Origin of the sequence: Cloacibacillus evryensis DSM 19522 (assembly GCF_000585335.1) — a bacterium.
Lineage (GTDB): Bacteria > Synergistota > Synergistia > Synergistales > Synergistaceae > Cloacibacillus > Cloacibacillus evryensis.
Genome location: NZ_KK073872.1, coordinates 3396848 through 3421819, shown reverse-complemented (window position 1 = coordinate 3421819; position 24972 = coordinate 3396848). Strand labels below are relative to the sequence as shown.

Annotated in this window: 25 protein-coding genes and 1 pseudogene; 11 read left to right on the top strand and 15 right to left on the bottom strand. The window is 54.8% G+C overall.

Features of this window, described 5'->3' with window-relative positions; all coding sequences use genetic code 11:
* Nucleotides 1–22: 22 nt before the first annotated feature.
* From kdpB to CLOEV_RS15200, 4 genes are read right to left on the bottom strand one after another with little or no spacing between them, the layout of a single operon-like run.
* Entirely contained in the window at nt 23–1522 is a 1500-nt protein-coding gene (kdpB, locus tag CLOEV_RS15210; protein WP_281172960.1) for a potassium-transporting ATPase subunit KdpB, read from the bottom strand.
* A complete protein-coding gene (locus CLOEV_RS17430; RefSeq protein WP_281172959.1) occupies nt 1519–2118 on the bottom strand; it encodes a P-type ATPase actuator domain-containing protein in 600 nt (199 codons plus the stop codon). Before CLOEV_RS17430 ends, kdpB begins: the two co-directional genes overlap by 4 nt.
* Before the next feature lie 16 nt (nt 2119–2134).
* The gene (gene kdpA, locus CLOEV_RS15205) at nt 2135–3880 is read right to left on the bottom strand and encodes a potassium-transporting ATPase subunit KdpA (RefSeq protein ID WP_034444832.1); all 1746 of its coding nucleotides are present in this window, start codon (nt 3878–3880) and stop codon (nt 2135–2137) included.
* Nucleotides 3877–4302, bottom strand: coding sequence for a hypothetical protein (locus tag CLOEV_RS15200; protein ID WP_034444829.1), 426 nt, complete (start codon nt 4300–4302; stop codon nt 3877–3879). Before CLOEV_RS15200 ends, kdpA begins: the two co-directional genes overlap by 4 nt.
* Nucleotides 4303–4825: 523 nt before the next feature.
* Here CLOEV_RS15200 and CLOEV_RS15195 point away from each other — a divergent pair.
* From CLOEV_RS15195 to CLOEV_RS15185, 3 genes are all read left to right on the top strand, one after another.
* Complete coding sequence (locus tag CLOEV_RS15195; protein WP_008708654.1) at nt 4826–5536, top strand: GntR family transcriptional regulator; 711 nt, start codon at nt 4826–4828, stop codon at nt 5534–5536.
* Between the two features lie 433 nt (nt 5537–5969).
* Complete coding sequence (locus CLOEV_RS15190; protein WP_034444827.1) at nt 5970–7523, top strand: Na+/H+ antiporter NhaC family protein; 1554 nt, start codon at nt 5970–5972, stop codon at nt 7521–7523.
* A 52-nt stretch (nt 7524–7575) separates the two neighbouring features.
* Complete coding sequence (locus CLOEV_RS15185) at nt 7576–8895, top strand: saccharopine dehydrogenase C-terminal domain-containing protein (RefSeq protein WP_034444825.1); 1320 nt, start codon at nt 7576–7578, stop codon at nt 8893–8895.
* Nucleotides 8896–9215: 320 nt separating this feature from the next.
* Here CLOEV_RS15185 and CLOEV_RS15180 read toward each other — a convergent pair whose 3' ends face one another.
* The gene (locus CLOEV_RS15180) at nt 9216–10667 is read right to left on the bottom strand and encodes a sodium:solute symporter family transporter (RefSeq protein ID WP_008708660.1); all 1452 of its coding nucleotides are present in this window, start codon (nt 10665–10667) and stop codon (nt 9216–9218) included.
* A gap of 504 nt (nt 10668–11171) precedes the next feature.
* Between CLOEV_RS15180 and CLOEV_RS15175 the strand changes: the two genes are divergently transcribed.
* From CLOEV_RS15175 to CLOEV_RS15165, 3 genes are all read left to right on the top strand, one after another.
* A complete protein-coding gene (locus CLOEV_RS15175) occupies nt 11172–12479 on the top strand; it encodes an ISNCY family transposase (RefSeq protein ID WP_008710747.1) in 1308 nt (435 codons plus the stop codon).
* A 290-nt stretch (nt 12480–12769) separates the two neighbouring features.
* Complete coding sequence (locus tag CLOEV_RS15170) at nt 12770–14065, top strand: O-acetylhomoserine aminocarboxypropyltransferase/cysteine synthase family protein (protein ID WP_034444822.1); 1296 nt, start codon at nt 12770–12772, stop codon at nt 14063–14065.
* A gap of 2 nt (nt 14066–14067) precedes the next feature.
* Nucleotides 14068–14604: a homoserine O-acetyltransferase family protein gene (locus CLOEV_RS15165; RefSeq protein WP_051485159.1), complete on the top strand. Its 537-nt coding sequence runs from the start codon at nt 14068–14070 to the stop codon at nt 14602–14604.
* A 55-nt stretch (nt 14605–14659) separates the two neighbouring features.
* Here the strand turns inward: CLOEV_RS15165 and hydG are convergent, their stop codons facing one another.
* The 3 genes from hydG to CLOEV_RS17425 all read right to left on the bottom strand — a co-directional run bounded on the left by hydG (nt 14660) and on the right by CLOEV_RS17425 (nt 18008).
* Nucleotides 14660–16087, bottom strand: coding sequence for a [FeFe] hydrogenase H-cluster radical SAM maturase HydG (gene hydG / locus CLOEV_RS15160; protein ID WP_034444819.1), 1428 nt, complete (start codon nt 16085–16087; stop codon nt 14660–14662).
* A 495-nt stretch (nt 16088–16582) separates the two neighbouring features.
* On the bottom strand, nt 16583–17209 hold the full coding sequence (locus CLOEV_RS17235; protein WP_281172970.1) for a group II intron maturase-specific domain-containing protein: 627 nt from the start codon (nt 17207–17209) through the stop codon (nt 16583–16585).
* Entirely contained in the window at nt 17148–18008 is an 861-nt protein-coding gene (locus tag CLOEV_RS17425; RefSeq protein WP_218915532.1) for a reverse transcriptase domain-containing protein, read from the bottom strand. Before CLOEV_RS17425 ends, CLOEV_RS17235 begins: the two co-directional genes overlap by 62 nt.
* A gap of 549 nt (nt 18009–18557) precedes the next feature.
* Here CLOEV_RS17425 and CLOEV_RS16660 point away from each other — a divergent pair.
* From CLOEV_RS16660 to CLOEV_RS17630, 5 genes and pseudogenes are all read left to right on the top strand, one after another.
* On the top strand, nt 18558–18755 hold the full coding sequence (locus tag CLOEV_RS16660; protein WP_084482490.1) for a helix-turn-helix domain-containing protein: 198 nt from the start codon (nt 18558–18560) through the stop codon (nt 18753–18755).
* Nucleotides 18712–18981: a transposase gene (locus CLOEV_RS15150; protein ID WP_034444817.1), complete on the top strand. Its 270-nt coding sequence runs from the start codon at nt 18712–18714 to the stop codon at nt 18979–18981. The genes CLOEV_RS16660 and CLOEV_RS15150 overlap by 44 nt, the downstream gene beginning before the upstream one ends.
* 191 nt (nt 18982–19172) lie before the next feature.
* Nucleotides 19173–19448 (top strand): IS3 family transposase, encoded by a 276-nt coding sequence (locus CLOEV_RS17640; protein WP_425393621.1) that lies wholly within the window; start codon nt 19173–19175, stop codon nt 19446–19448.
* Nucleotides 19409–19798, top strand: a complete 390-nt coding sequence (locus CLOEV_RS17635; RefSeq protein ID WP_425393620.1) for a DDE-type integrase/transposase/recombinase — start codon at nt 19409–19411, stop codon at nt 19796–19798. The genes CLOEV_RS17640 and CLOEV_RS17635 overlap by 40 nt, the downstream gene beginning before the upstream one ends.
* A pseudogene (locus CLOEV_RS17630) lies at nt 19755–19865 on the top strand (IS3 family transposase); the annotation flags it as partial. The gene CLOEV_RS17635 and the pseudogene CLOEV_RS17630, both read left to right, overlap by 44 nt.
* 383 nt (nt 19866–20248) lie before the next feature.
* On the opposite strand, the gene rplS reads toward CLOEV_RS17630, so the two are convergent.
* From rplS to CLOEV_RS15110, 7 genes are all read right to left on the bottom strand, one after another.
* Entirely contained in the window at nt 20249–20611 is a 363-nt protein-coding gene (gene rplS, locus CLOEV_RS15140; protein ID WP_034444815.1) for a 50S ribosomal protein L19, read from the bottom strand.
* A gap of 106 nt (nt 20612–20717) precedes the next feature.
* On the bottom strand, nt 20718–21971 hold the full coding sequence (gene trmD, locus CLOEV_RS15135; protein ID WP_034444813.1) for a tRNA (guanosine(37)-N1)-methyltransferase TrmD: 1254 nt from the start codon (nt 21969–21971) through the stop codon (nt 20718–20720).
* A gap of 1 nt (nt 21972) precedes the next feature.
* A complete protein-coding gene (rimM, locus tag CLOEV_RS15130) occupies nt 21973–22518 on the bottom strand; it encodes a ribosome maturation factor RimM (protein WP_008708784.1) in 546 nt (181 codons plus the stop codon).
* The gene (locus tag CLOEV_RS15125; protein ID WP_008708783.1) at nt 22502–22747 is read right to left on the bottom strand and encodes a KH domain-containing protein; all 246 of its coding nucleotides are present in this window, start codon (nt 22745–22747) and stop codon (nt 22502–22504) included. The genes rimM and CLOEV_RS15125 overlap by 17 nt, the downstream gene beginning before the upstream one ends.
* Nucleotides 22748–22760: 13 nt before the next feature.
* Nucleotides 22761–23021 (bottom strand): 30S ribosomal protein S16, encoded by a 261-nt coding sequence (rpsP, locus tag CLOEV_RS15120; protein ID WP_008708782.1) that lies wholly within the window; start codon nt 23019–23021, stop codon nt 22761–22763.
* 81 nt (nt 23022–23102) lie between these two features.
* A complete protein-coding gene (ffh, locus tag CLOEV_RS15115) occupies nt 23103–24473 on the bottom strand; it encodes a signal recognition particle protein (protein ID WP_008708781.1) in 1371 nt (456 codons plus the stop codon).
* Nucleotides 24474–24481: 8 nt separating this feature from the next.
* Nucleotides 24482–24817 carry a sigma factor-like helix-turn-helix DNA-binding protein gene (locus CLOEV_RS15110; protein ID WP_008708780.1) on the bottom strand — a complete coding sequence of 112 codons (336 nt, stop codon included), beginning with the start codon at nt 24815–24817 and terminating at the stop codon, nt 24482–24484.
* Nucleotides 24818–24972 lie beyond the last annotated feature (155 nt).

The following is a 24972-nucleotide window of genomic DNA, read 5'->3' as shown; positions in this document are numbered from 1 at the left end:
GCCTCCTCTTTTCAAACGGCCTTCAGGCCAGGATTCCCGTTCCGATAAGGATCATGTCGATGATCTTTATCGCGGCGAAGGGGATGATGATCCCGCCGGCGCCGTAGATCATCAGGTTTCTCATCAGAAGCTGTCCCGAGGACTCTTCTTTGTATTTCACCCCTCGGAGCGCGAGCGGGATGAGCGCCGCGATGATCAGCGCGTTATAGATCACCGCCGAGAAGATGGCGCTCTCGGGGCTGTGGAGCTTCATGATATTCAGCGCCTGAAGCTGCGGGAACAGCACGACGAAGAGCGCGGGGATGATCGCGAAGTATTTCGCGAGGTCGTTGGCGATGGAGAAGGTCGTCAGCGCGCCGCGGGTCATCAGCAGTTGTTTCCCGATACGGACGATCTCGATCAGCTTTGTCGGCGAAGAGTCGAGATCCACCATATTGCCGGCCTCCTTCGCCGCCTGTGTGCCGGTGTTCATCGCCACCGCGACGTCGGCCTGAGCGAGCGCGGGAGCGTCGTTCGAGCCGTCGCCCGTCATCGCCACCAGATGCCCCTTGGCCTGATACTCGCGGATCAGCGAAAGCTTGGCCTCCGGCGTCGCTTCGGCGAGGAAATCATCGACGCCCGCCTCCACCGCGATCGCCGTCGCCGTTACGGGATTGTCGCCCGTGATCATTATCGTCTTGATGCCCATCTTGCGCAGGTCGGCGAACTTTTCCTTCACGCCGTCCTTGATGATGTCCTTCAGGCAGATCACTCCGAGCACGCGGCCGTTTTTTGCCACGACGAGCGGCGTCCCGCCGAGCTTCGCGACGCGGTCTGTGACGTTGCGGCACTCCTCGCTGAAACGGCCGCCCGCTTTCTCGACATAAGCGCGTATCGCCTCCGCGGCGCCCTTCCTGATCTCGCCATCCCTGCCGTTCACGCCGCTCATGCGCGTCGCCGCGGTGAATGGGATGAAAGTCAGCTGTTCGTTTTCGAGCTGGCGTTCGCGGATGCCGAACTCCCGTTTCGCAAGGACGACGACGCTGCGCCCTTCGGGAGTCTCGTCGGCGAGCGACGATAACTGCGCCGCGTCGGCGAGGCTGCGCTTGCCGCATCCGTCGACGGGGATGAATTCGCTCGCCTGGCGGTTGCCCAGAGTGATAGTGCCCGTCTTGTCGAGCAGCAGGATGTCGACGTCGCCCGCCGCCTCGATCGCCCGCCCGCTCATCGCGAGCACGTTGGCGCGGTTCAGGCGGTTCATGCCGGCGATGCCGATCGCCGAAAGCAGCGCGCCGATAGTCGTCGGCGCGAGGCAGACGAGCAGCGCCGCCATCGCCGTGACGGAGAGCGGGTTTGCCTGCCCCTCCCCATTCGCCAGGAGGCCGGAGAAGGCGTAGAGCGACATCGTCACGAGAACGAATATCATCGTGAAGGCGATCAGCAATATCTCAAGCGCTATCTCATTGGGCGTGCGTTTGCGCGCCGCGCCCTCGACCATCGCGATCATCTTGTCGAGAAAGCTTTCCCCCTCTTCCTGCGTCACGCGGACGACGAGTGCGTCACGCGGACGACGAGCCAGTCGGAGAGGACCGTCGTGCCGCCCGTCACCGCGCTGCGGTCGCCGCCGGCTTCGCGGATCACGGGGGCCGACTCGCCGGTGATCGCCGACTCGTCGACGGAGGCCGCGCCCTCGATCACCTCTCCGTCCGCGGGGACCTGCTCTCCGGCGCGGACGATGAAGATGTCGCCCTTCCTCAGCATGGCGGAGGCGATATCCGTGCCGGACGCGTGGTCGTCTGCCTTCGAGAGCAAATGCGCCGTGACCTCACGGCGCGCGGCCCTCAGCGAGTCGGCCTGGGCCTTGCCCCGCCCCTCGGCGATCGCCTCCGCGAAGTTCGCGAAGAGCGCCGTCAGCCAGAGCACGGCGGCGATTCCCGCCGTGAAGCCGAAGGGGGCGTCCCGCACGCCGTAAAACGAAAGAACCGCGAGGGCCGTGGTGAGTATCGCCGAAATATATACCAGCAGCATCACCGGGTTCTTCGCCTGCGCGGCGGGCGCGAGCTTTATGAGAGCGGCTTTGAACGCCTCCGCAGCTATCTTGCCGTTTGAATAATTTGGTACATTTTTATTGACTGACATTGCGATCCGCTTCCTTTCAAAAAGTTTCCCGGAACATTCTCAGATGCTCGACGACCGGTCCGAGCGCCAGCGCGGGGAAAAAAGAGAGCGCGCCGATGAGCAGCACGATGAGGATGAGCAGGAAGGCGAAAGTCATATTGCAGGTGGAGAGCGTCCCCGCCGATTCCGGCGCGCGCCTTTTCCCCGCCAGACTTCCGGCGATCGCCAGCGTCGCGGTCATCGGCACGAAGCGCGCGAAGATCATCACGAGGCCGAGCGCCGAGTTCAGGAAGGGGGTGTTCGCGTTGAAGCCCGCGAAGGCCGAGCCGTTATTGCCCCCGGCTGAAGAGAAGGCGTAGAGCAGCTCCGAAAAACCGTGCGGTCCCGGGTCGTTCATACTGGCGGGCACGGAGGGGACCAGCGCCGCGATGCCGCAGCCGGCCAGTATCGCCACCGGCGTCGCGAGGCAGACGAGGACGGCCATGCGCATCTCGAAGGGTTCGATCTTCTTGCCGAGATATTCCGGCGTGCGCCCGACCATCAGCCCGATGATGAAGACCGTCAGAATGACGAAACCGATCATCCCGTAGAGGCCGCAGCCGACGCCGCCGAAGATGACCTCGCCGAGCTGCATCAGCAGCATCGGCACGAGGCCGCCGATCGGCGTGTAGCTGTCGTGCATGGAATTGACGGAGCCGTTCGAGGCGGCGGTCGTGAATACCGCCCACGCCGCGGAGCTCGCGATGCCGAAGCGGCTCTCCTTGCCCTCCATATTTCCCCCCGGCTGCATCACCGTGCCGAGATCGACATTTCCGCCCTGAGCCAACTGCGGCGTCGCCGCCTGTTCATAATAGCCGACGATCGCCAGCGAGGCGGCGAGCACGATGAACATCGCGAGAAAGACCGCCCGCCCCTGCCGCTTGTCCTTAACGCCCCGCCCGTATGAGAAACAGAGGGCGGCGGGGATCATCAGCAGCGACAGAAGCTCCAGCAAATTGGAAAATGGCGTGGGGTTTTCCAAGGCGTTTGCCGAATTCGCGCCGTTATAGCCGCCGCCGTTCGTGCCGAGCTGCTTCGGCGCGACCTGACTCGCCTGCGGCCCCATCGGGACGACCTGCCGCGAGACCTTCGCGCCGTCCTCGAGGACTATCGGCTCCATCAGCTCCACCGTCTCATAGGAAGAATAATTCTGCATTACGCCCTGGGAGACGAGCGCCACGGCGACGATCAGCGAAAGCGGGAGCATCACATAAAGCACGGCGCGCGTGATATCGGTCCAGAAAGAGCCGACCCCCTTTGACCTCACCCTGACGATGCCGCGTATCAGCGCGAAAAGCACCGCGATTCCCGCGCCGGCGGAGACGAAATTCTGCACCGTCAGGCCGAGCGACTGGGAAAAATAGCTCAGCGTGTTTTCTCCTGAATATGCCTGCCAGTTCGTATTGGTGACGAAACTGGCGGCGGTGTTGAAAGCCAGATGCCAGCCGAGGCCCGGCAACTTCTGCGGATTGAGCGGCAGATGTCCCTGCAGCATCAGCATGGCGGTGAGGCCGGCGAGGCAGACCGCTGAAAAGACCAGAACGCAGAGAGCATAATACTTCCAGCTCATCTCCTCGTCCTTATCGACGCCGAGTATCCTGTATATGGCGTTCTCACAGGGGACGAGGGCGGGCGAGAGAAAGACCCTCTCTCCGTTCATCGCCTTGGCGATATAACTGCCGAGCGGCAGCGCCGCCGCGGCGAGGATCGCGACATAGACGACATACTGTATCACTGAACTCATGCTCTTCCATCCTCTTTTCTAAAAAACTTACCGGTCACACCCTTTGATTTTTGCGGCGAGGCCGCGTCCTCTCGCGGCCCGCAGTCGCTGTCGTCAAAAGCGTACTTTTTAACGCTGAAATCCTCCGGGAAAAAGCCCCCCAGTGACTCCATATTAAAATGCGCCGGCCTGTAACCGGGATCGAGAGCCCAGGCGGCGCGAAAATGCTTCATCGCGCCGCGGTGGTCGCCGCTCTCCTCAAGAAGTATGCCCAACAGATTATGCGGCTCCGGGGCGTCCGGGTACTGCTCCATCGCCTTTGCGATCCGCAGCGCGCATTCGGCGTGGTCGTATCTTTTGCCGGCGATCTCTCTCTTTATATCGGAACAGAGCGCCGTCAGTACCCTTTTATCGTCGTTTGACGCGGTCATTGTTTCATCCATCGCTGTTTCCTCCCATATCTTTTTCCTTTTATCTCCCCGCGTTTTTGCGGCTCACGAATCCCTTTCCTTCAGCAATATATAAGCCAGCCAGAAAAAATAAACGCAGGCGATAGCGCCGCTTATCATTACGAGCAGATGCATCTCCGCAGCCTCCCTTATCATCTTGTGAGGCGGATTCTAACGTGAAAGCTGTGAAAACGATGTGAAAGATAGGGCCTGTCCGTGAGTATCCTGTGAAAACAAAACGAGCTTTAACCTGCCGAGCCGGACCTGTAGCCCCGTCACATGTAGTGGTAAACTAAATCTGGACAGAGGCGGGGTATAAAATGGACACATCATGTTGCGTAAATGAAATCATAACGCGCAAAGCTGTTCATCGTTATAACCATTCGTGTCGTATTTTGATTTTTTATGAATTAGCAGGGGATAATAACTATGAAGGTCTCTTTTGATAAAATATATGTGTTATAATGAACGTCGAAAAACATATTGGATACAATATTGTGAAATGAGGCGAAAATGATTGAATAAATCCGCGGAAAATTTAGCGTATGAAGCTATATTGGAGATGATCCTGTCCAAGGAATTTTCTCCGGGAGACAGGCTCGTCGAGTCTGAAATAGCGGAAAGATTAAATCTCAGCAGGACTCCCGTGCGCAACGTGATGCGCCAGCTCGTGGCGGAGGGCCTTCTGGAAGTGAAAGAGAATAAAGGGTGCTACATTCCAAAACTCACGCCGCAGGATATGTACGAAGTCTTTAAGGCCAGAGCCTACATGGAGGGGCACGCGAGCCTTGAGGCGGCCTCGTGCCGCACGGAAGCGGATATTCTGCTGCTCGAAGAAATGATTCACAAAGAGCGGGCTTTTTACAGCGAAGGCAAACTTAAAGAATATTCTGAGGTAAACAACGCCTTTCATCTGTCCATTGCGAGGATATGCAAAAACACATATATAGAAAAATTCACGCGCCAACTGTTCTGGCGGTCGGAACTTTATATATTCCATTTCGATAGGTTTTACACGCCGTCAAACCCAAAGGAGCTCCTGCGGAATCCTGACGAATCTATCAGCTGCAGTCAGCATCTTCAGATCGTCAACGCGATCGTGGCCGCCGACGGCGCTCTGGCGGAGGGCGCGATGCGCTCGCATATCTACACGACATTTTCAAAAATGTCAGGTCGAAACCCGCAGGCGGGCATTTGCGTCCCCGGGTTTTTCACAAAAACAATATAATTTCATTACATCGTATCCCAAAGGTACGCCATATTTTTCCGAGCCGCCCGCTGATCGTTAATAATCAAGGACGGCTCGCGTCATACTTAAACTACGCTATGGATTTGCTATTTAAGCCTGTTGTTTAGGGGTATTTCTGGTGTTGTCCCTCTCTGTCTCAATAATTGTCACCTATATTTATTAAATTTAGACTACTCATTACAGTTCAATAGACTTGCGGTTTTTTCAGAATATTTTGTTTTTGCTGCTTGACATTGAGCAGATAGTCTCTTAAGATACATTTATTGAATCCAGAACAGGATACGACTTAGTGAAAAAATAATTTAATTGCTTAAGTATCCGATCTGGCGCCAATCGCCTGCCCAGACAACCCGGGAATGGACAGGTACAGCGATTTTCTAAATCTTATCAGAGAAACAGGGGGAATATTTTTATGGATAGCTACGGAATTCTTTCATTGTTGCCGCCTCTGCTGGCAGTCATCATCGCGATCAGGACCAAAAATGTCATTACCGCTCTCTTCTGGTCGGGCCTTCTGGGAGTTTTTGTTCTGGCAGGAGGAAACCCGATCACCGCTGTTCCTATGTATATCAAAGATTATATTTTTGTGCAGGCTGCCGACGGGTACAATTCCAGCCTTCTCGTGATGATGATCTTCATCGGAGGTTTTGTCGGGGTTGTTACGGAATCCGGCGGTGCTTCGGCTTTTGCCAACAGGGTCGCGCACATCATCAATACGCGGTGCAAGGCTCAGCTGGCCGTTTGGTTCATGGGGCTTTTGATTTTCTTCTCGGATTCCGGAAATCCGCTTATCATCGGCCCGGCGTTCCAGCCGATAACCGACAGGATAAAGGTAAGCCGCGAAAAACTGGCATGGCTGCTTGACGCCACAGCTTCGCCCGTCTGCATTTTGATTCCGTTCATCGGCTGGGGAATTTTCATCATGGGACTGATGCAGAAGGAATTCGACGCGCTTCACCTGGGCTATACTGATTTTGAGACTTTTGTGCGAGTCATCCCGTTCCAGTTCTATGCGATCGGCACTCTCTTCATGATTCCTATCGTCGCGCTGACCGGCAGAGAGTTCGGCGCAATGTTCAGAGCGGAAAAAAGGGCTATCGAGCTGAATCAGCCATACGCTCCCGGATCTCAGACGGCAAGAACGACGATCGATACGCAGGACGTCCATCCCGGAGCAACATACAATATGATGCTGCTGCCGCTTATCGTTTTGTTCGTAACCATTTTTGGGCTCCTCATTCCGCAGGGTTTCCCGCTGCAGCCGGTCAAGGGCGCAGTCCTTCGCTCTGCCCTCTGCACCGGATATTTGCTCGGCGCCTTCGTCTGCATGCTGCTCATGGTCAAAAATAAGGTCGCCACATTCAAAGAAAGTTTTGGAATGTATATGAACGGCGCCAAGAGCGTCACCTTTATTCTTATGATACTGGTGCTCGCCTGGGTCTTAGGTTCTGTCTGCAAAGCGCTTGGAACAGCCAATTTCATAGTTGAGCTGGCAAGGGGCAATATTCCCACATTTGCGGTGCCGCTTCTGCTCTTCTTCGTCGGGATGTGCATCTCGTTTGCGACCGGCTCGTCCTGGGGAACGTTCGCTATCCTTATTCCGCTTGCCATTCCGATGTCCGTTAAGCTTGGCGCTCCTTTGTACGCCTCGATAGGCGCGGTCCTTTCGGGCGGGCTCTTTGGAGACCACTGCTCGCCGATTTCTGACACGACGGTCCTTTCGGCCATCGGCGCCGCCTGTGATTTGATCGACCACGTTAAGACTCAACTGCCGTACGCTTTGATGGTGTGCGTAGTCTGCAGTGTGGGCTATCTTCTCGCCGGTATATACGAGACGCCGCTTCTTCTCTTTGGCGTCCTTGCCGGAGTGCTTGTGATGATCCTCGGTTGCAGCATGATCTGGGGCAAACGCCTCTCCGACGAACCGGACGAGGCTGCGGCGCCGGCCGATGTCGCGGAGAATTAGAGATTTTCGGAATTACTAAAAAGAGTTTAAATCTTATAAGAGGGTGAACGTTTTGAAAAAAGTATTAGTTTTAGGCGCGGGAAGAATTGCGAAACCATGTATCTCCTATTTGATTGATAAGAGTTACGAAGTATATGTGGCCGATATTTCAAAGGAAAATATCGAAAGGTGCATCGACGGCAATAAAAATGGTCATGCGCTTGTCGGAGACGTGTTGCCGAACCTTGCGAGATCGATCGACGACATCAGCCCCGACATCGTGATCTGCCTCCTTCCGCAGCCTTGCATGGCGCAGGCGGCCAAGGTCTGCGTGGACAAGGGCGTCGACTACGTCAACCCGTCGTATATAAAGGACGAGATGCGCGCGCTGGACGGCCCCGCGAAGGAAAAGGGCGTCACTCTGCTCTGCGAGCTCGGCCTCGACCCCGGGATCGACCACATGTCGGCCAGCAAAACGATCGAAGAGATACACGAGAACAACGGTAAGGTGCTTTCTTTCAAATCGTGGTGCGGCGCTCTGCCCGCGCTTGCGGCGAACAACAATCCGCTCGGGTACAAGCTTTCGTGGGCGCCTTCAAGCCTCGTCCACGCAAGCCGCAGGGACGCGCGCATAGTGAGAGACGGCAAGGTCATCCTCTGGCCGAACGGAGAGACGTACGCGCACGCCGGGCTTATCGAGGTAAAAGGGCTCGGCTGGTTCGAAGAATATGCGAACGCGGATTCCACCCCGTATGTGAAGACCTACAACATGCCGGAGGTCAAAGAGGTATATCGCGGCACACTGCGTTTTCCCGGCTGGTGCGAGATGATCTGCAAAATGCAGGATCTCGGCCTGTACGACGACCGGAAAAGAAGTTTCAAAGGCAAGACGTACGCGGACGTGACGCGTGAGCTCGTGGGCGTTGGCAAAGAAGAGAATCTGAAAGAGGCGCTCCGCAGTTTCCTCGAACTGGAAAACTGCTCCTTCGTGATGATGAAACTGGAATGGCTTGGCCTGCTTGACGAAACGACAGTGCCTATCGAATATGGTGATATGTATGATTTCGTCGAATGTCTATATAAAGATAAGCTCGGTTTTGCCTCTGGCGAAGAGGACCTTTCCGTTATGATGCACCGTTACGTGGTTGAGTATCCCGACAGGCGCGTCGTCAAGACCTCGACTCTGATCGATTACGGTAGCAGCGACACGGATTTCTCTGTAGCGAAGCTGACGGGGCTGCCTCCAGCGATCGGTGCGCAGCTTATATTGGAAGGCAAGATCAACAAGAAAGGCGTCATTTCACCGACGATGCCAGAGGTCTACGAGCCTGAGCTCGAAGAGCTGAAAAAATTAGGGATTGAATTTAAGGAAACCGAAGAAGCGATAGACTAAGATATAAGATACGCTGACATAAACGCCGGAGAGCCTCGGAATATTATTCGGCTCTCCGGCGTTTTTTGACTTGTGATATGCGGACAGCAATTCACGCGTGAATATATCCAGCTGTTTTTCTTTGTGCGTAAAGCCGTTACGGATCTCATTTTGTAATTAGGCGCTTAAAGCCACGGTCTTTTTAAGCAGAACGTCGCTTCGTCGTATAGTTGCTCTTTCTGGAGATGGCTTCTATAGGCGGCAATAACGTAGCTTTATAAAGGAAAGGGCCTCCTCTCGGAGGCCCTTGGTTAACGTTATCGCCGGTTTTCTATAACTCCCTATGCCTCTGCCTCTGCTTTTGCTTCGGCTTTCACGCTTACCCTCTTCGCGCAGAGCGCGAAGATCGCGGCTGAGGCTAGGATCCCGGGGATTATAGGGTGGATCGCGCCCAGTATCCCGGGGGCGGCGAGACCGGTGATCGCTTTGGAGGTCGAGGCGTAGGCCGTCATGTACCAGGCTATCGAGCCGACGAAGCCGCCGAGAGAGCTTGCGAGCGCCGCCTGCGGGCCGGCCTTGGGGCCGAAGGCGAGCAGTCCGAGGTAGGGGACCATGATCGCGCAGGCCAGCAGCGTCCAGCTCGTCGCGCAGATGACGGCGATGATCGAGCCGCTCTTGATCGCGAAGATGCCGCTTCCCAGCGTGCAAAGGACCACCACTCCGCGCCATGACCAGCCTTTGAGTTCTTTTTTAAAGACGTCGCGTCCGAGGCTGCCGCTTGCGATGTGAAGCAGCGCGGAGGCCGTGGAGAGCGAGGCGGAGACGATCGCTAAGGCGAACATCTGCTGTCCGAAGGCCGGGAGCAGCTGGTGGACGAGCGTCGGCAGCACGATGTCTGGGTTGGTGATGCCGTCGCCCAGCATCACCCTCGAGAGGGCGCTGGCAAAGTAGGCTCCTCCAACTACCACCGAGAGGGCGAGCATTGCCAGCGGCGCCGCCTTTTTCGTCTCCTCCATGCTCCGCAGCGCGAAATGGCGCTGTATGAGCTGTGGCTGTGCCCAGATGCCGACGGAGGTCACTATTGTAAGGAAGATCACGTTGAGGCCGCCGGCGCCGCTGGAAAGAGCCAGGAAGCCGTTGTCGGCGCCCTTCGCGGGAGGCAGCGCCGCCAGTTGCTGGAGGCCGTGGACGGGGCCGCCCACCGCTTTAAGCAGTGCGATGAGCAGTGCGCCGACGCCGATGATCATTACGAATCCCTGAATGGCTTCGGTATAAAGCACTCCGCGCAGGCCGCCCCAGATGACCGATAGGCCGACGATCGCTACAAGGGCGATGAGCGCGGCGTTCACCGAGATGGGAAGCACTCCAGCCACCATCACGGCCGCGCCCTTGAATACCGCCGAGCCGTAGACTACCAAAAGAACGACGGAAATCGCGCCGATGAAGGTCTGCAGGACCGGTATCTGGTAGGCTTTCGCGAGCAGTTCGGCAGGCGTGCGCGCGTCAAGCTTTCTCTGCCAAAGGCGCGTCGGCCAGGCGAGGTATCTGTAAACGAACCAGGTGCCAAACCAGACGTTGCCAGCGGCGACGAGCAGCATTTGCAGGCCGAAGAGGTAGCAGAGGCCGCCGAATCCGACGAGCGCGACCGCTGAAATGTAGGTGGCGACATAGGCTAAGGCCTGAACGACGACTCCTACCTTGCCGGGAAGCAGCGCGTCGTGACTGCGCGAGTATTTTGCGATAAGGACGAGTATTAAAGCATAACCTATCCACAGCGGAGCGAAGGTGAACATTTTACCTCACCCTCCTTATGATCATTGCCAGCGACCAAGCTGTACTCCATAAAAGTGAAGCCCCCGCGCATATTACCCAAAGATCCGTTCCAAACATTTTTCATTACTCCTTTTCTCTCTGAAAATTTTTATTGATAATTTTTAATTGCCTGCGATATTAAAAAGGACCGCTGCCCCTGCGGGCGGCGGTCCTTGAAGTTTTCTCAGATTTATTACTTTATGCGGTCTGAATCACTTCGTGGAAAACACCAGAAACCCCGAGGCATCGTATGTGCGGGGATAAGCATAAAAGTAATAATAATAGTTGTTGTTAAATAATGCTTTTCCCATCATCCGTGCCTCCTTTTGCTTCGAAAATCTTTACCACTTTTCGTTGGTGAAGTGAATGATACGCCTATCTTTTTTTTCTGTCAAGTCGAATTTTCATTTTTGTTATTGCTCAGAGATAAAGTCACTCCATAACAGATCTGAGAAAATGTCACTATGAGCCAGGAGCTAGTGACAATGACGAAGAAGGAAGTAAGGCGCGTTGAGGTGTTGAGTATCGCATTATCAGGAGGATTGACTAACAAAGATGCGTCGGAGCTGCTCGGTGTTTGCGTCAGGCAGTTTATCAGAATCAAGAAGAAGTTTTTACAGGAAGGAGCACAAGGGTTGGTTCACGGTAATCGTGGTAGGAATCCCGTCCATGCGATTACCGATGAGGTCAGAGGGGAGGTAGTGAGTCTTTTTAAGGAAAGGTATTATGACTTTAATATCTCTCATTTTACCGAACATCTTAATGAAAGGGAATGTATCAGTATCAGCCGGTCGTCGGTGTCTCGTATTCTGAAGTTGGAGGGAATAAGGAGTAAGAGGTCGGTAAATAAAAAGCCCAAAGCACATCGTCCGAGGCAAAGGAAGGAATCGTCCGGCATGTTATGGCAGACAGACGCGAGCAGCCATAAGTGGTTTGGCAAAGATGGAGATAGTGCAACCCTGCATGCTTTTATGGACGATGCCGCAGGTATTGTTACCGGTGCATTCTTCATAGAGAGTGAATGTTTTGTCGGATATGCGGAGGCTATAAAGATGGGTATAAGGGATTATGGACTGCCCCTTTATATTTACAGCGACAGGCACACGATATTCAAGTCTCCTAAGGAGCTGACCCTCGAAGACGAATTGAAAGGCGTATCAATTCACCTGTCGAATTTTGGCCATGCACTGAATGATTTAGGCATAAAGCAGATATTTGCCAATACGCCCCAGGCTAAAGGACGTATAGAACGGCTGTGGAATACTTTTCAGGACAGGCTTGCGGCGGAACTCAGGCTCAATGGAATCAGGAACATTGAAGAGGCTAATAGCTTCCTCCCACTCTTTCTGGATGATTACAACGCCAGATTTTCCGTTGAACCAAAAGTAGAAAACTCTGTGTATCTCAAATTCGACAAGAGAATTGATCTGGATCTGGTCTTTGTTCTGCGCTGTGAAAGAAAGATAGGCGGCGGAAACACTATATCTTACAACAGTCGGATATATATTCCGGTTGACGGCAGTATATACATGACTCCAGGAAGCACCGTTGAAGTTAGACAGACCGTTAAAGGAGAGATATACATCATGCGTAACGACAGGGCTATATTGATGAAACAGGTGGAGATGCCGAAAAAAGCGACCCATAGTGATTCAAAGAAAAAAGCAGGTGTTGTGTCACCACACAAACCTGCTTCAGACCACCCCTGGCGGGGCAGATCTACAAATGTGACTACCAAGGATGATACCATAATTCAAAGGAATAGTGACATTTTCTTTGACCATTTGGGGTGACTTTTTCTCTGGCTATTGACAGTCGAATTTTCATTTTCGTGTTGAATTTTCATTGCATGAATTTTTATTGCTCCTTGACAAAGCATCGCGCGCGCCGTTAGAATGTCTGAAATTCTATTTTTTCGGGAGGGCTTTGCGTGGGGAGCTTTTCATATATGCGGATGTGCATGATGATGTGCGATAGCGGCAGGGCCTCTCTGAGACAGTAGACGAAAAATTTCGTAATCTGTTCAGCCGGCTCTGCTTTTTTTAGCAGAGCCTTTTTTATTATGCGGAAGGGGATATTTTAGATGGATGAGAACAAAAAGCGCGGTTTTATGACAAAGGCGCTCCACTCGGGGTGGAGCTGCGATTCGGCAACGGGGGCGGCGGGGCTGCCGATCTATGCCTCTTCGGCCTTCCAGTTCCGCGACAGCGCCCACGCCGCGGGGCTCTTCAACCTCGAAGAGGGCGGTTTTATCTATTCGAGGCTCGCGAATCCGACCGTCCAGGCCTTTGAGGCTGGGCTCAACGCTCTTGAGGGCGGGGTGGGCACGCTGGCCACCTCTTCCGGGCAGGCGGCCTTTGCCCACCTGATCACCGCGCTCTGCTCCTCCGGCACGAACCTCGTCGTCTCACGCAAGGTCTACGGAGGCACGCTGACGCTGCTGCAAAACATCTTCTCGCGCTTCGGCGTGGAGACGATCCTCGTCGACAGCGACCATCCCTGCCAGGTGGAGCAGGCCGTCAATGACGGGACCCGCGGCATTATCACCGAAGTCGTCGGCAATCCGATGATGAACGTCGCGCCGCTGGAGGCGCTTTCGCGCATCGCCCGCCGCCAGGGGGTGCCGCTCATCATCGACAACACATTCGCGACGCCGGCGCTTTGCCGCCCGATCGAGTGGGGCGCGCACGTCGTCGTCCATTCGACGACGAAGTATATCTCGGGCAACGGCAACCTCATCGGCGGCGCCGTCGTCGACGGCGGCAATTTTGACTGGGCCGCCTATCCCGATAAGTTCCCCGAGCTGGCGAAGCCGGACAGGGCCTATCACGATATCGTCTTTACGGAGCGTTTCGGCAAGGCGGCGCTGGCCGCGAAGCTCCACGCCGCGATCCTGCGCGATCTCGGCGGCTGTCCCTCGGCCTTTGACGCCTATCTGCTCCACCTCTCTCTCGGCACGCTGGGGCTGCGCATGGAACGCCACAGCGCGAACGGCCTTGCCGTGGCGCAATTCCTTGAAAACCATCCGCAGGTGGAATGGGTCCGCTATCCGGGTCTGCCCAGCCATCCGCAGAACGACATGGCGAAGGTCTACCTCAAAGACGGCTGCGGCGGCATGGTCGCCTTCGGCGTCAAAGGCGGCGTAGAGGCGGGGCGCAAACTCGTCGACAGCCTCAGCCTCATCGGCCACATGGCGAACCTCGGCGAGTCGCGCACATTGATAATCCACCCCGCGAGCACGACGCACAGCCAACTGACGACGGCGCAGCGCGCGGCGGCCGGACTCTCGGACGGCCTGCTGCGTCTCTCTGTCGGCATCGAAAATGTGGAAGACATTATCGCGGATCTTGAAAAGGGTCTTGCGGCGGCGGGAAAATAACGATGAAAGAGGAGATAGGCTCTGTCGCGCTGCAAAACGTCACGCTGCCCTCAGGCGCCTTCTTTGAGAGGCTGGAGCAGGCCTACAGCCGATACGGCGAGGCGGAGCCGGACGGAGCGAATGTCGAGCAGTCCTTATCCCACCGCTACATGCGGGAAATGGCGCAGGGCTCCACGCGCGACGGGGACGGCCAGTTTCAGGTCGAGAGCTACCTCCATTACCACGGCGAAGAGATCGTCAAGCGCTTCGACGCCAACTGTTACCTTTACTTAACGAAGATGATGGACCTGCATGACATCGGCGCGGGGCGCGGAGGCCTCGACGAAGCCTGGAAACGTTTCTCGGGCCGCCGGCTCCTCGGCCTCGGCATCTCGAGCGACATGCTCTTCCCCAACTGGCAGGTGGAGGAGGCGGTACGCGCCGCCGCCGAAAGCGGCGTAGCCGCCTGCTACGAGGAGATAGAGAGCGAAAATGGTCACGACGCCTTCCTGATCGACTTCGACCAGGTCGACGATTACCTGCGGTCGTTTTTGCAATAGACAATCAAAAAAGCGGGGCCGCCGTTTGACCGCGGCCCCGCTTGCCCTGTAAAGATTAGAAATAGAGATCCTGCGCGCCGTTTTCGAGCTTGTGCAGGCGCTCCTTCGTCAGCTCCTTGATCTTGTCGCTCGGTATCTTTTCCACTTCGCCGGCGATCACCCTTTCCCCAAGTTCCTTCAAATGGTCGGAGCCGTATCCGATCAGGTATTCCTTGAAGGTGAGCAGGGCGTTCGGCTGACAGATGTTGCGTATCTGCCCCGACTTCGCGAGAGACATGAAGCGGTCGCCGGTGCGTCCCTGGCGGTAACAGGCGGTGCAGTAGCTGGGGATATAGCCGTCCTCGCAGAGCCAGGTCAGCACCTCGTCGGGGGTGCGTTCGTCAGAGACCTTGAACTGCGCCGTGTCCGGCTGCTCCGGCTGGCCGATCTCCTTGTGGTAGCCGCCGATGCCGGTGCAGGAGCCCGCGCTCACCTGTGAGATGCCGAGGTCGAGGGCCCGGCGGCGTGTCTCCGGAGTCTCGCGCGTCGAGAGTATCATTCCCGTATAGGGGGTGGCGACGCGGATGACGGCGATGATGCGCAGGAACTGTTCGTCGGTCGGCATGTAGGGGAACTTCTTCATATCCACGCCCTCGGCCTCGCGGAGGCGCGGAACAGAGATCGTGTGCGGCCCCACGCCGCAGGCCTTCTCCATCGATTCGGCGAAGAGCAGCTGGGCCACCGTCTCATATTTATAGTCGTAAAGCCCGTACAGCACGCCGGTGCCGACGTCGTCTATGCCGCCCTCCTGCGCGCGGAACAGCGCCGTCGTGTGCCAGTCGTAATTGCTCTTCGGCCCCTTCGGATGCATCTTCGCGTAGGTGGGGCGGTGGAAGGTCTCCTGAAAGAGAATAAAAGTCCCGATCTCCGCCGCCTTCAGCCGCCGGTATTCCTCAACGGTGGTTGCCGCGATGTTGACATTGATGCGGCGTATCGAGTCGCCGCGGCTGTTCTTGTAGGCGTAGACGCGCTTCATGCACTCGATGATATAGTCGAGGGGTATATTCACAGGGTCCTCTCCGGCCTCCATCGCGATACGCTTGTGGCCGAGGGCCAAGATCGCGTCCGCCTCACGGTCGATCTCCTCCATCGTCAGCTTCTTGCGGCACATCGCGGCATTGCCGGCGTGAAAGCCGCAGTAAACGCAGCCGTTGACGCAGTGGTTCGCGACGTAAAGCGGCGCGAAAAGCACGATGCGCCTGCCGTAGATGCGCTCCTTTATCTCCTTCGCAAGCGCGTAGAGTTCATGCTCCAACTGAGGGTCGTCGATCTCCAGCAGCACCGCCGCCTCGCGGTGGGTGAGGCCGCCGCACTCGCGCGCCTTGTCGAGGATAGCGCGCACCGCGCCATGGTCTTTGGCGAGTTTTTTCGCCTCTTCAAGCGAACCTAATATCTCCGCGTCGTCAATGAATGAAGAATCCTGAAACTCCGTCTTACTGTACATATTTGATCATCCTTTCTCCCCGCGCGGAAGATTCCGCCGCGGACAGTAATGTGATTTTGATGTGCGCCCCTTACTCCCGGAAACTCCCGAAATAAGAGATATTTTTATGGAACGATTTTATTCTAACAGTAAGTGACGGGGATAACAAGGCCCTTTCGCGTCATGTTTGGGTATGAATCAATAATTTAGGGTGAATAGATCGACATGGGAATTGGCGCTTATATGCGATTGCGAGAGGATGATAAATTGGGGTTTACGCGATTGCGGGGAAAAGATAAACTGTGATTTAGCGCCTTTAAAGCCTCCCTCGCCGAGGGAGGTGGGCCGGCGCGCGATTTTGCGCCGGGTCGGAAGGAGTGTTGTACTGTTTGGCGCGGTTTTCCGCGCCAAACAGTGCCCGCGGCGTAAGCCGCGGAAGAGGATAAGGCCAGAACAAAAACAAAACCCAAAGTCAAATCGAGTAGGAGGCCTCCCATTATTTGAGAGGCCGTCCTCTCACACCACCGTACGTACCGTTCGGTATACGGCGGTTCGGTAACGAGCGCGCATTGCCTCATATCGCAGCAGGATATCGTCATATCCCTGCGAGGCGAGGTATTTGTTGGTCAGTGAGGTGGTCAGTATCCACGTTCTGGCTATATGCCAGCATCCGAGCCTGCTGTTTGCCCATCGCCACGCGTCCCTGTGATGGATCCCCAGCTGCCTGAGGTTCTTGTATTTCGGCCATATCCTTTTCCACTGTTTCCAGTAGATTTGCCGTATCCTGCGTCTTATCCATCCAGTCAGCTGTAACATCGCGCTTTTCATTTCGGCTATCGCATAGTAGCCCAGCCATCCCGTCGTGTATTTCCTGAGGTTTAGCATGATGGTCTCTATCGAGCGTCCCTGATTCCTGGCGGTAAGTTTTCGGATTTTGTCTTTGAACCGTTTCAGGCTTTGTTCGTGTGCCCTTATCTTCGTTTCTCCTTTGCTAGGGTAGAGGGAGAAACCAAGAAATTTGAGTTTTGTCGGGCTTCCGATACAACTTTTCTTTTGGTTCACTTTGAGTTTCAGCGTTCCTTCAAGATAATTGACGCAGTTTCCCATTACTCTTTGGGCGGCTCTTGCGCTTTTGACATATATGTTGCAGTCGTCGGCATATCTTACAAATTTGTGTCCTCTGTTTTCCAGTCAGTTTGTCAAATTTTGTAAGGTAGATGTTGGAGAGGAGCGGTGAGAGGTTGCCTCCCTGCGGAGTTCCTTCTGTGGTCGAGCTGATGAGCCCGTTTTCCATTACTCCGCTTTTGAGGTATTTCCTGACGAGCCTTATTACACGCTCGTCTTTTATCTCTTCCCGAAGCATCTTTATGAGCAGGTTGTGGTTGACTGTGTCAAAGTATTTGGCCAGGTCGATATCCACTGATACTTTGTATCCCTGTCCGTAATATATCCTAGCCTGTTCTATTGCCTGATGGGCGCTTCTCCCTTTGCGGAATCCATAGCTGCCGTCGGAGAATTGCTTCTCGAATATTGGCGTCAGCACTTGGGAGATGGCTTGCTGTATCATACGGTCTATGACCGTGGGGATTCCCAGCTTGCGCTTTCCTCCGTCCGCTTTGGGGATTTCTACTCTCTTTACTGCCTGGGGCCTGTAGCTTCCATCATAGAGGCTTTGGATAAGTTCGGGATAGTGCTCCTTCAGGTGTCCATACATCGCTTGGACTGTCATTCCATCTATGCCTGACGCACCTCCGTTTTTGACTACCCGTTTGTACGCCTCTGCCATGTTCGCTCTGGTGAGGATACATTCGAGCAACGTTTGCGCTCTTTCTTCTCCTGCGTTTTCTGTGTGGGCAATACTCGGCGCTTTCATGGTGCTTTCCGCTTCCAGCTTGTCCTCGCATGAACAGCCTGCTTGCGCAGTTTTCTGCTTTCTTCGCATTGCCCGACCTTCTTTCGTCTGAGAAGTTTGTTACCGTTCAGCCCTTCCTGTATTGTTTTTTTTTTTTCTCTACCAGTACTATGGCCTCTGCTGACTTCTTGCGGTTCATCCATCCATCTCTGGGTGGATTGCACTCAGGTTAAGCCCCCGCAAGATCTCCCCGAGTAAGCACATAAACTTTCTCCTCATATATCCGCCGCATTTACACCATGGGATTCGTGCAGTGTAGGACTTTGTCTTGGGGGGTAGACTCGTCCGTCCCATAATGCCTCACATGCGGTCCCTGTTCGTCGGACCGAGGGTTTGCCTCCGGCTTCCTTCAGATTCCACCTCACGATGGACACCCTTGCCTTTGGCTAACAGTTCACACTGCAATGCCTGTAGCGGACTTACACCGCCTAGTTTATGTGCATGTCGGGCGCACCCCTCCTCCACCGGCTTCGCCGGAGCCCCCTCGGGGTGAACAGAGTCCCGAAAATCGGGCAGCCAAATAAAGCCCCTGGATTATAATAAAACTAAATACATATTACATATAAAGGGGGCTCTTCTATGCGTAAACGTAAAACAGAAGAAAGAATAAAAGCAATTGAGATGCACAAACAGGGAATTCCACGAAGGCGGATTGCTGAAGAACTTGGTGTTAGTCATGATTCTGTTAAAACATGGATATCTTTATATAAGAGCGGACAGAAGGACTTACTGGATGATACAAGGAAAAAGAACCTACAGCAAGGCTGTAAAACTTGAAGCTGTTTCGGCTCATTTAGAAGAGGGACGTACTATGGTAGATGTTACCTCATCTTTTAACATTTCAAGTCCCTCTCTTTTAAGACGATGGTGTAAGGAATTTATCGAACAAGGGGATATTTCTAGTTCAAAACAAGACTGTCCAGATAAGAAATTGGAAGTTACAAATAGCATAGAAAAGATTAAAGAGCTGGAAATGCAGGTCGATGTATTAAAAAAGCCTTAGAGCTGCAAAGGTGGTGATAGAAAGAAATATTAAATACAGAATCATTTTTGAATTTTCAACAAAACATTCTGTCTGTGTAATGTGTAGATTTTTGTCCGTATCTCGTTCGACATACTACAGTTGGCTAAAGGCGGCGTGGAATGGAAGATAAAGACGTTCCTCTCATAGAAGCAATAAGAACGTGACAGAATATCAACAAAAACACTTATGGGTACAGGCGAATGACTCTGTGGCTCAACAACTTCATTGGCATTCATGTAAACAATAAGAGGGTAAGGCGTGTTATGAAAAAAGCGGGACTTCAAGCGGAAATAAGAAAAAAGAAAAAGTTTAAAGTGATGTCAGGAAATATCCACAGCTATGAGAATATCCTGAACAGAGAATTTCGTTCCGACAGACCAAACCAGAAACTGGTTACTGATATTACATATATACGAACAAAAAGGGTAATATATTCCTCTCCATGATAAAAGATCTCTTTGATAATTCCATACAGGGATATCAAATCAGTCGTAATAATAATATTAAGTTAGTAACCGATACATTGAAGAAAGCATTTGAAAATAATAATAAGGTGGTCGCTGATGGACCAATCCTCCACAGCGACCAGGGGTTTCAATATACAAGCCATGCATATTTCAACCTGACACAAAGATACGGACTCAAGGTCTCGATGTCAAGGAAAGGAAATTGTTTGGATAATGCCTGTGCAGAAAACTTCTTTAGTCACATTAAATCAGAACTCGTCAACCGAGTAAAAATGGGAGAACTACGAGGAGGCCAAAGATGCTATAGACAAATATATAAGGTATTATAATAACGACAGGATACAGATAAAATTGAAAAAGGCTCCGATGCAATATCGAAGTCTCTTTATTGAATAAATTTTTGATACCCTTGGGAGCTTTTATAGCGTTGTCCGGTTTGCGGGACTCTGTTCAGCCGAGGGAGCTCCCCGCGAAGCGGGGTGAGGGAGAGTTGACCTTGGGTTTTGTTTTTGTTCTGGCCTTATCTTCTCCCGCGGCTTGCGCCGCGGGCACTGTGTGGCGCGGAAAACATGCGCCGCGCAGTGCAACACTCCTTCCGACCCGGCGCAAAATCGCGCGCCGGCCCACCTCCCTCGGCGAGGGAGGCTTAAAAATATAAACCCCAGTTTATCTTTCCCCGCAATCGCGTAAATCGGCGTTTATAAGCGACTCACACAAAACGCGGAGGCAAAGCCTCCGCGTTTTGTGTGAGTCGCTTAGTATTGGCGCTGCGTTTAAACTTAGTTGAAGTCTCTGCGCTCTTTGATTCTCGCGGCTTTTCCGCTGAGTTTACGGAGATAGTAGAGCTTCGCGCGGCGGACTTTGCCCTTGCGCGTCACTTCGATCTTGTCGATCGACGGGCAGTGGACGGGGAAGATTCTTTCCACGCCGACGCCGTTCGACATCTTGCGGACGATGAAGTTCTCGCGAAGACCGCCGTGCTGGCGGCCGATCACTACGCCCTCAAATACCTGGATACGCTCGCGGTTTCCCTCTTTTACTTTGACGTGGACCTTGACCGTATCCCCTGAACGAAATTCAGGAATCGAATCTGCGTCTTTATGGAATTTCTTCTCAACCAGAGCTATTCTGGGATCCTGCATAAGGTTTTCCCTCCTTCTTTAATTATCTTTTTTGATGATTTTTATCTTTTGAAAGGACGGGCGGTCTCCCGCGCGCCTCTCTTTTTACTTTTTGAGCCAAAGGCTCCTATCGCCAGCCGAAGAACCTGTCAAGCGTTATGCCGACGGCGCTTCTCACGGATAAATGGTTCCAGCCGTCGCAGCCGCCCGTTATCGGCGTCATCACCGCGTCGGAGATATCCATTACCTCGTCGTGAAGCCCCCAGCCGGTCCCGAACATGAAGACCGGGCTGTGGTCCTTTTTAAGGATCTCCCTCTTAAGGGAGAGCCAGTGCCGGGCTCCCGCGTGACGTTTCGCCGTGGTGGCTATCTTGAAGGGCTCTCTCTTTTCCTTCTCGAGCACCCACGCCAGCGCCTTCTGGACGGAGGCGAATATTTTCAGCGTTGAGAAGGCCTCCTTGCGGTCGGGATTGTATTCCGATCCCCAGCCGGACGTCCAGTGTCCGGCGATCCGCTTTGCCATCTCACGCTGCTGGGCGAGCGGCGTCACCAGCAGGTATTTTTTTATTCCGTAGGTGCGGCAGGCGCGCGCGATATCGTGCAGATCCATCCCCGTTATCGCGGTGGATGATTTTTCTCCGCGTTTATCGAGCACCGGATAGTGCACCTCCATCACGTAGGCTCCCCCGGAAAGCCAGGGAATTATCCCCGCCCTCGCCGCGATATCGGGCCGCCGGTCAAGCGTCCGCTCCACGGAACGGCGGCGGCGCCACCGGTCGATCGCCTTCGCGTCGCCGTTGGTCAGCACCTCCGGCACACGCTCTCCCCGCCATTCGGCCGGGCGCGTGTAATGCGGTGTGTCGAGCATGCCGCTGTAGAAGGAGTCCTCGGTGACCGAGGAGTTATTGCCGACCACTCCCGGTATGAGGCGGGAGACCGCGTCGACTATCGCCATCGCGGGCATTTCGCCTCCGGTAAGCACAAAGTCGCCGAGCGATATCTCCATGTCCACGTATTTCTGCGTGAAACGTTCGTCCACGCCCTCGTAATGTCCGCAGATTATCACCAGATGCTCTTTGCGCGAGAGGTCTTCCACAAGCTCCTGATAAAGGTGCGTCCCCTGCGGGCTCGGGTAGACGACGTACGGCTTCCCGCCCTCCGAAACGGAGGCCAGAGCCTTCGCAAGCGGTTCCGCCATCAGCATCATGCCGCCGCTGCCGTAACAGTAGTCGTCTATCTGCCGGTAGTCGCCCTCCGCAAAGTCTCTGATGTCGATAACGCCGGCATCCAGCTTTCCCGCCGCGACTGCCCGTCCTAAGACGCTGGCGGCAAGGTAGCTGCGCATGAGCTCTGGAAAGGCGGTGACTATCGATATTTTCATATCAGTCCCACAGACCCTCCGGAATATTTACTGTCATGGTGCCGTTTGCCGGATCAACGTTTTTTATCACGTCGGCGACTGCCGGTATCGCTTTCGAGGTCCCCCCGGAGGTCTTGACGACGTAAACGTCGTTGCTGCCCGTGTACATAACTTCCGTTATTTCTCCGAGCCTCTCCCCCGTGGCGTGGTCGAATACCGCAAGGCCGATGATGTCGTCCAGCCAGTATTCATCCTCTTCAAGATCCACCCGTTCGTCCTTGGCGATCGTGATGACGGCTCCCTTCATGGCTTCCGCCGCGTCGCGGCTCTCTACGCCCTGAAGGCGAAGAAAGAAGGTGTTTTTTCCCTCGTATGGCTCGATCCTGCTCACCTTGAAGGTGCGCATGGGCTTTCCCGCGACTGTCACGTCGAGTTTTTTCATGCCCAGAAACCGCTCGGGGAAGTCCGTCTGCGGCAGCAGCAGCATATCGCCGCGCACGCCGTGGACTCCCACGATCTTACCGATTTCGCATCTATCCTCCGGGGTCCCCTCAGTCTTCTTTGACATCAACATCCACCTTTTCGCCGGACTTTATCGAAGCTGCCTTCGCTACGTGGCGGATGGCGTTGATCGTGGAACCTTTCTTGCCGATTACGCGGCCGATGTCGTCAGATGCCACCCTTATCGTGATAAGGATGGCGCCGGCCTCGGAGCGTTCCTCCGCGACGGAGACCTCCTCTGGCTTGGTGACGAGCCGGCGTACTATCAGGTCAACGAGGTCGACATAGTCTGCCATATCCTGCGTCCACCTATTCCGCTGCGGGAGCGTCGATGATTCCCGCTTTTTTAAGCAGCACCTTCGCTGTGTCCGACGGAGAAGCTCCGTTGGCCAGCCAGTGGGCCGCACGTTCCGCGTCTATTTTGATCTCCGCGGGCTCCATGAGCGGGTTGTATGTGCCCAGTATCTCGATGAAGCGTCCGTCTCTCGGTGAATGAGAGTCGGCCACTACCAGACGATAGAAGGGAGCCTTCTTTTTCCCGTGACGGGAAAGACGAATACGAACTGACATTTGCGCTAACACCTCCTGTGTTATTTTCTCTTAAAGCTTTATATTGAAAACGGGGATTTTATTCTCCGAGTCAATCCTTGTTCAGCGGAAAAAACCTCTTTTGCCCTTCATCATGCCGCCCATTCCCGGAGGCATCTTGAATCCGCCCTTACCCCCCGACATCTTGCCGAAGGTCTTCATCATGCCCTTCATCTGTTCATACTGCGCGAGCACCTGGTTCACCATCTGCACCGATGTGCCCGAGCCCTGGGCTATCCGCTTACGGCGGCTGCCCTTGATTATCTCGGGATTGCGGCGTTCCTTTGTCGTCATCGAGAGGATGACGGCCTCGGTCTGTTTCATGCGTTTCGGGTCCAGATCGGCGTTTTTCAGCGCCTTGCTCGCGCCTGGTATCGGGAGCATCTCAAGCACCTTTTCCAGGGGGCCGAGCTTCTTTATCTGCTGCAGCTGCATCAGCATGTCCTCAAGTGTGAAGCGGTTCTTCTTGAGGCTCTCGGTCATCCGCTCTATATCGGACTCCGAGGTGGCGGACTGCACCTTTTCCAGCAGCCCTTCCATATCCCCCATGCCGATGATGCGCTGCGCCATGCGGCGCGCGTCAAATACTTCAAGGTCTTCCGTCTTTTCACCGCAGCCGGCAAGCTTTATCGGCACGCCCGTGCTGGCGCGCACCGCAAGCGAGGGGCCGCCGCGCGCGTCGCCGTCGAGCTTCGTCAGCACGACGCCGGTGAGGCCGAGGCGCTCGTGGAAGGTTCCCGCGACGTTGACAGCCTCCTGCCCGGTCATCGAATCGACTACAAGCAGTATTTCCGTCGGAGCGGTCGCCGCCTTCATGGCTTCGAGCTCGTGCATGAGCTCGTCGTCCATCTGCAGCCGTCCCGCGGTGTCCAGCAGTATCATGTCGCAGAGGCGCGACTCCGCGTATGCGCGCGACTTGCGCGCGACCGCCACCGGGTCGGTCTCGCCGGCTTCGGGACCGAAGAAGGGGATGTTCGCCTTCTCCGCGAGCACGCGCAGCTGCTCTACGGCCGCCGGCCGGCGCAGGTCGCAGGCGACGACGAGGGGCTTGTGCCCCTTCGACATCCGGCGCGCGATCTTTACCGTGGTGGTGGTCTTACCGGAACCCTGAAGGCCGACCATCATGTATACCGTCGGCGGCTTCGGCGAGATGACGAGCGGCGCGGGGGCCTCTCCCATTATCTTTATCAGTTCTTCATAGACTATCGTGAAAATAAGCTGCGACGGGGTTATCGACTCGAGGACCTGCTGTCCCGTGGCGCGCGCCCGGATCGCCTCGACGACGTCCTTTACGACCTTATAGTTGACGTCGGCCTCAAGCAGGGCACGGCGCACTTCGCGCAGAGCGAGATTTATATCCTCTTCCGAAAGTTTTCCCTTGCCGCGGAGGCTGGAAAATATATTTTCAAAACGTTCCTTCAATGAGTCAAACATGCCGTCACCTACGCCTCAAGGATTTTTTTGAATGTCGTATAAAAATCTTCCGGCAGACGCTCCCTGTTCTCTTCAAGCATCTGCTCCATTTTGTCCGTCTGCTGACGGCGCGCGATCAGGCCGAAAGAACTTTCATAGCCCTCCATATGTTCGCGCGCGCGCGTGATGAGGTCGTGCACGCCCTGCCGCGAAACGCCGAGCGTCTCCGCCGCCTCCGAGAGCGAGAGATCCTGCAGGAGTATCATTGCGCAGGCCATCCGCTGCTTCCCGGTGAGCAGCGCGCCGTAATTGTCGAGCAGAAGCCCGTCCCTGATACGCTGGTCCAAAGAATCCTTTTCCGCCACAACAATCACGCTCCCCAGTCAACCCGAGCATAATAACAAAAGAAGCGACTGGTGTCAAGTAAAATAACTTTACAGCCTCGACAGACGCATCAACAGGTCAACAGAGGGTAAATCGGCGTTTATACGCGCCGTCTGCGTCATAACTTGCCCTCTGA

Coding starts and splice junctions, on each gene's coding strand:
- CLOEV_RS17430 (WP_281172959.1), bottom strand. CDS start 2,118: ATGTCAGTCAATAAAAATGTACCAAATTATTCAAACGGCAAGATAGCT.
- kdpA (WP_034444832.1), bottom strand. CDS start 3,880: ATGAGTTCAGTGATACAGTATGTCGTCTATGTCGCGATCCTCGCCGCG.
- CLOEV_RS15200 (WP_034444829.1), bottom strand. CDS start 4,302: ATGGATGAAACAATGACCGCGTCAAACGACGATAAAAGGGTACTGACG.
- CLOEV_RS15190 (WP_034444827.1), top strand. CDS start 5,970: ATGGATAGCTACGGAATTCTTTCATTGTTGCCGCCTCTGCTGGCAGTC.
- CLOEV_RS15180 (WP_008708660.1), bottom strand. CDS start 10,667: ATGTTCACCTTCGCTCCGCTGTGGATAGGTTATGCTTTAATACTCGTC.
- CLOEV_RS15175 (WP_008710747.1), top strand. CDS start 11,172: ATGACGAAGAAGGAAGTAAGGCGCGTTGAGGTGTTGAGTATCGCATTA.
- CLOEV_RS15170 (WP_034444822.1), top strand. CDS start 12,770: ATGGATGAGAACAAAAAGCGCGGTTTTATGACAAAGGCGCTCCACTCG.
- CLOEV_RS15165 (WP_051485159.1), top strand. CDS start 14,068: ATGAAAGAGGAGATAGGCTCTGTCGCGCTGCAAAACGTCACGCTGCCC.
- hydG (WP_034444819.1), bottom strand. CDS start 16,087: ATGTACAGTAAGACGGAGTTTCAGGATTCTTCATTCATTGACGACGCG.
- CLOEV_RS17425 (WP_218915532.1), bottom strand. CDS start 18,008: ATGCGAAGAAAGCAGAAAACTGCGCAAGCAGGCTGTTCATGCGAGGAC.
- CLOEV_RS16660 (WP_084482490.1), top strand. CDS start 18,558: ATGCGTAAACGTAAAACAGAAGAAAGAATAAAAGCAATTGAGATGCAC.
- CLOEV_RS15150 (WP_034444817.1), top strand. CDS start 18,712: ATGATACAAGGAAAAAGAACCTACAGCAAGGCTGTAAAACTTGAAGCT.
- rplS (WP_034444815.1), bottom strand. CDS start 20,611: ATGCAGGATCCCAGAATAGCTCTGGTTGAGAAGAAATTCCATAAAGAC.
- trmD (WP_034444813.1), bottom strand. CDS start 21,971: ATGAAAATATCGATAGTCACCGCCTTTCCAGAGCTCATGCGCAGCTAC.
- rimM (WP_008708784.1), bottom strand. CDS start 22,518: ATGTCAAAGAAGACTGAGGGGACCCCGGAGGATAGATGCGAAATCGGT.
- CLOEV_RS15125 (WP_008708783.1), bottom strand. CDS start 22,747: ATGGCAGACTATGTCGACCTCGTTGACCTGATAGTACGCCGGCTCGTC.
- rpsP (WP_008708782.1), bottom strand. CDS start 23,021: ATGTCAGTTCGTATTCGTCTTTCCCGTCACGGGAAAAAGAAGGCTCCC.
- ffh (WP_008708781.1), bottom strand. CDS start 24,473: ATGTTTGACTCATTGAAGGAACGTTTTGAAAATATATTTTCCAGCCTC.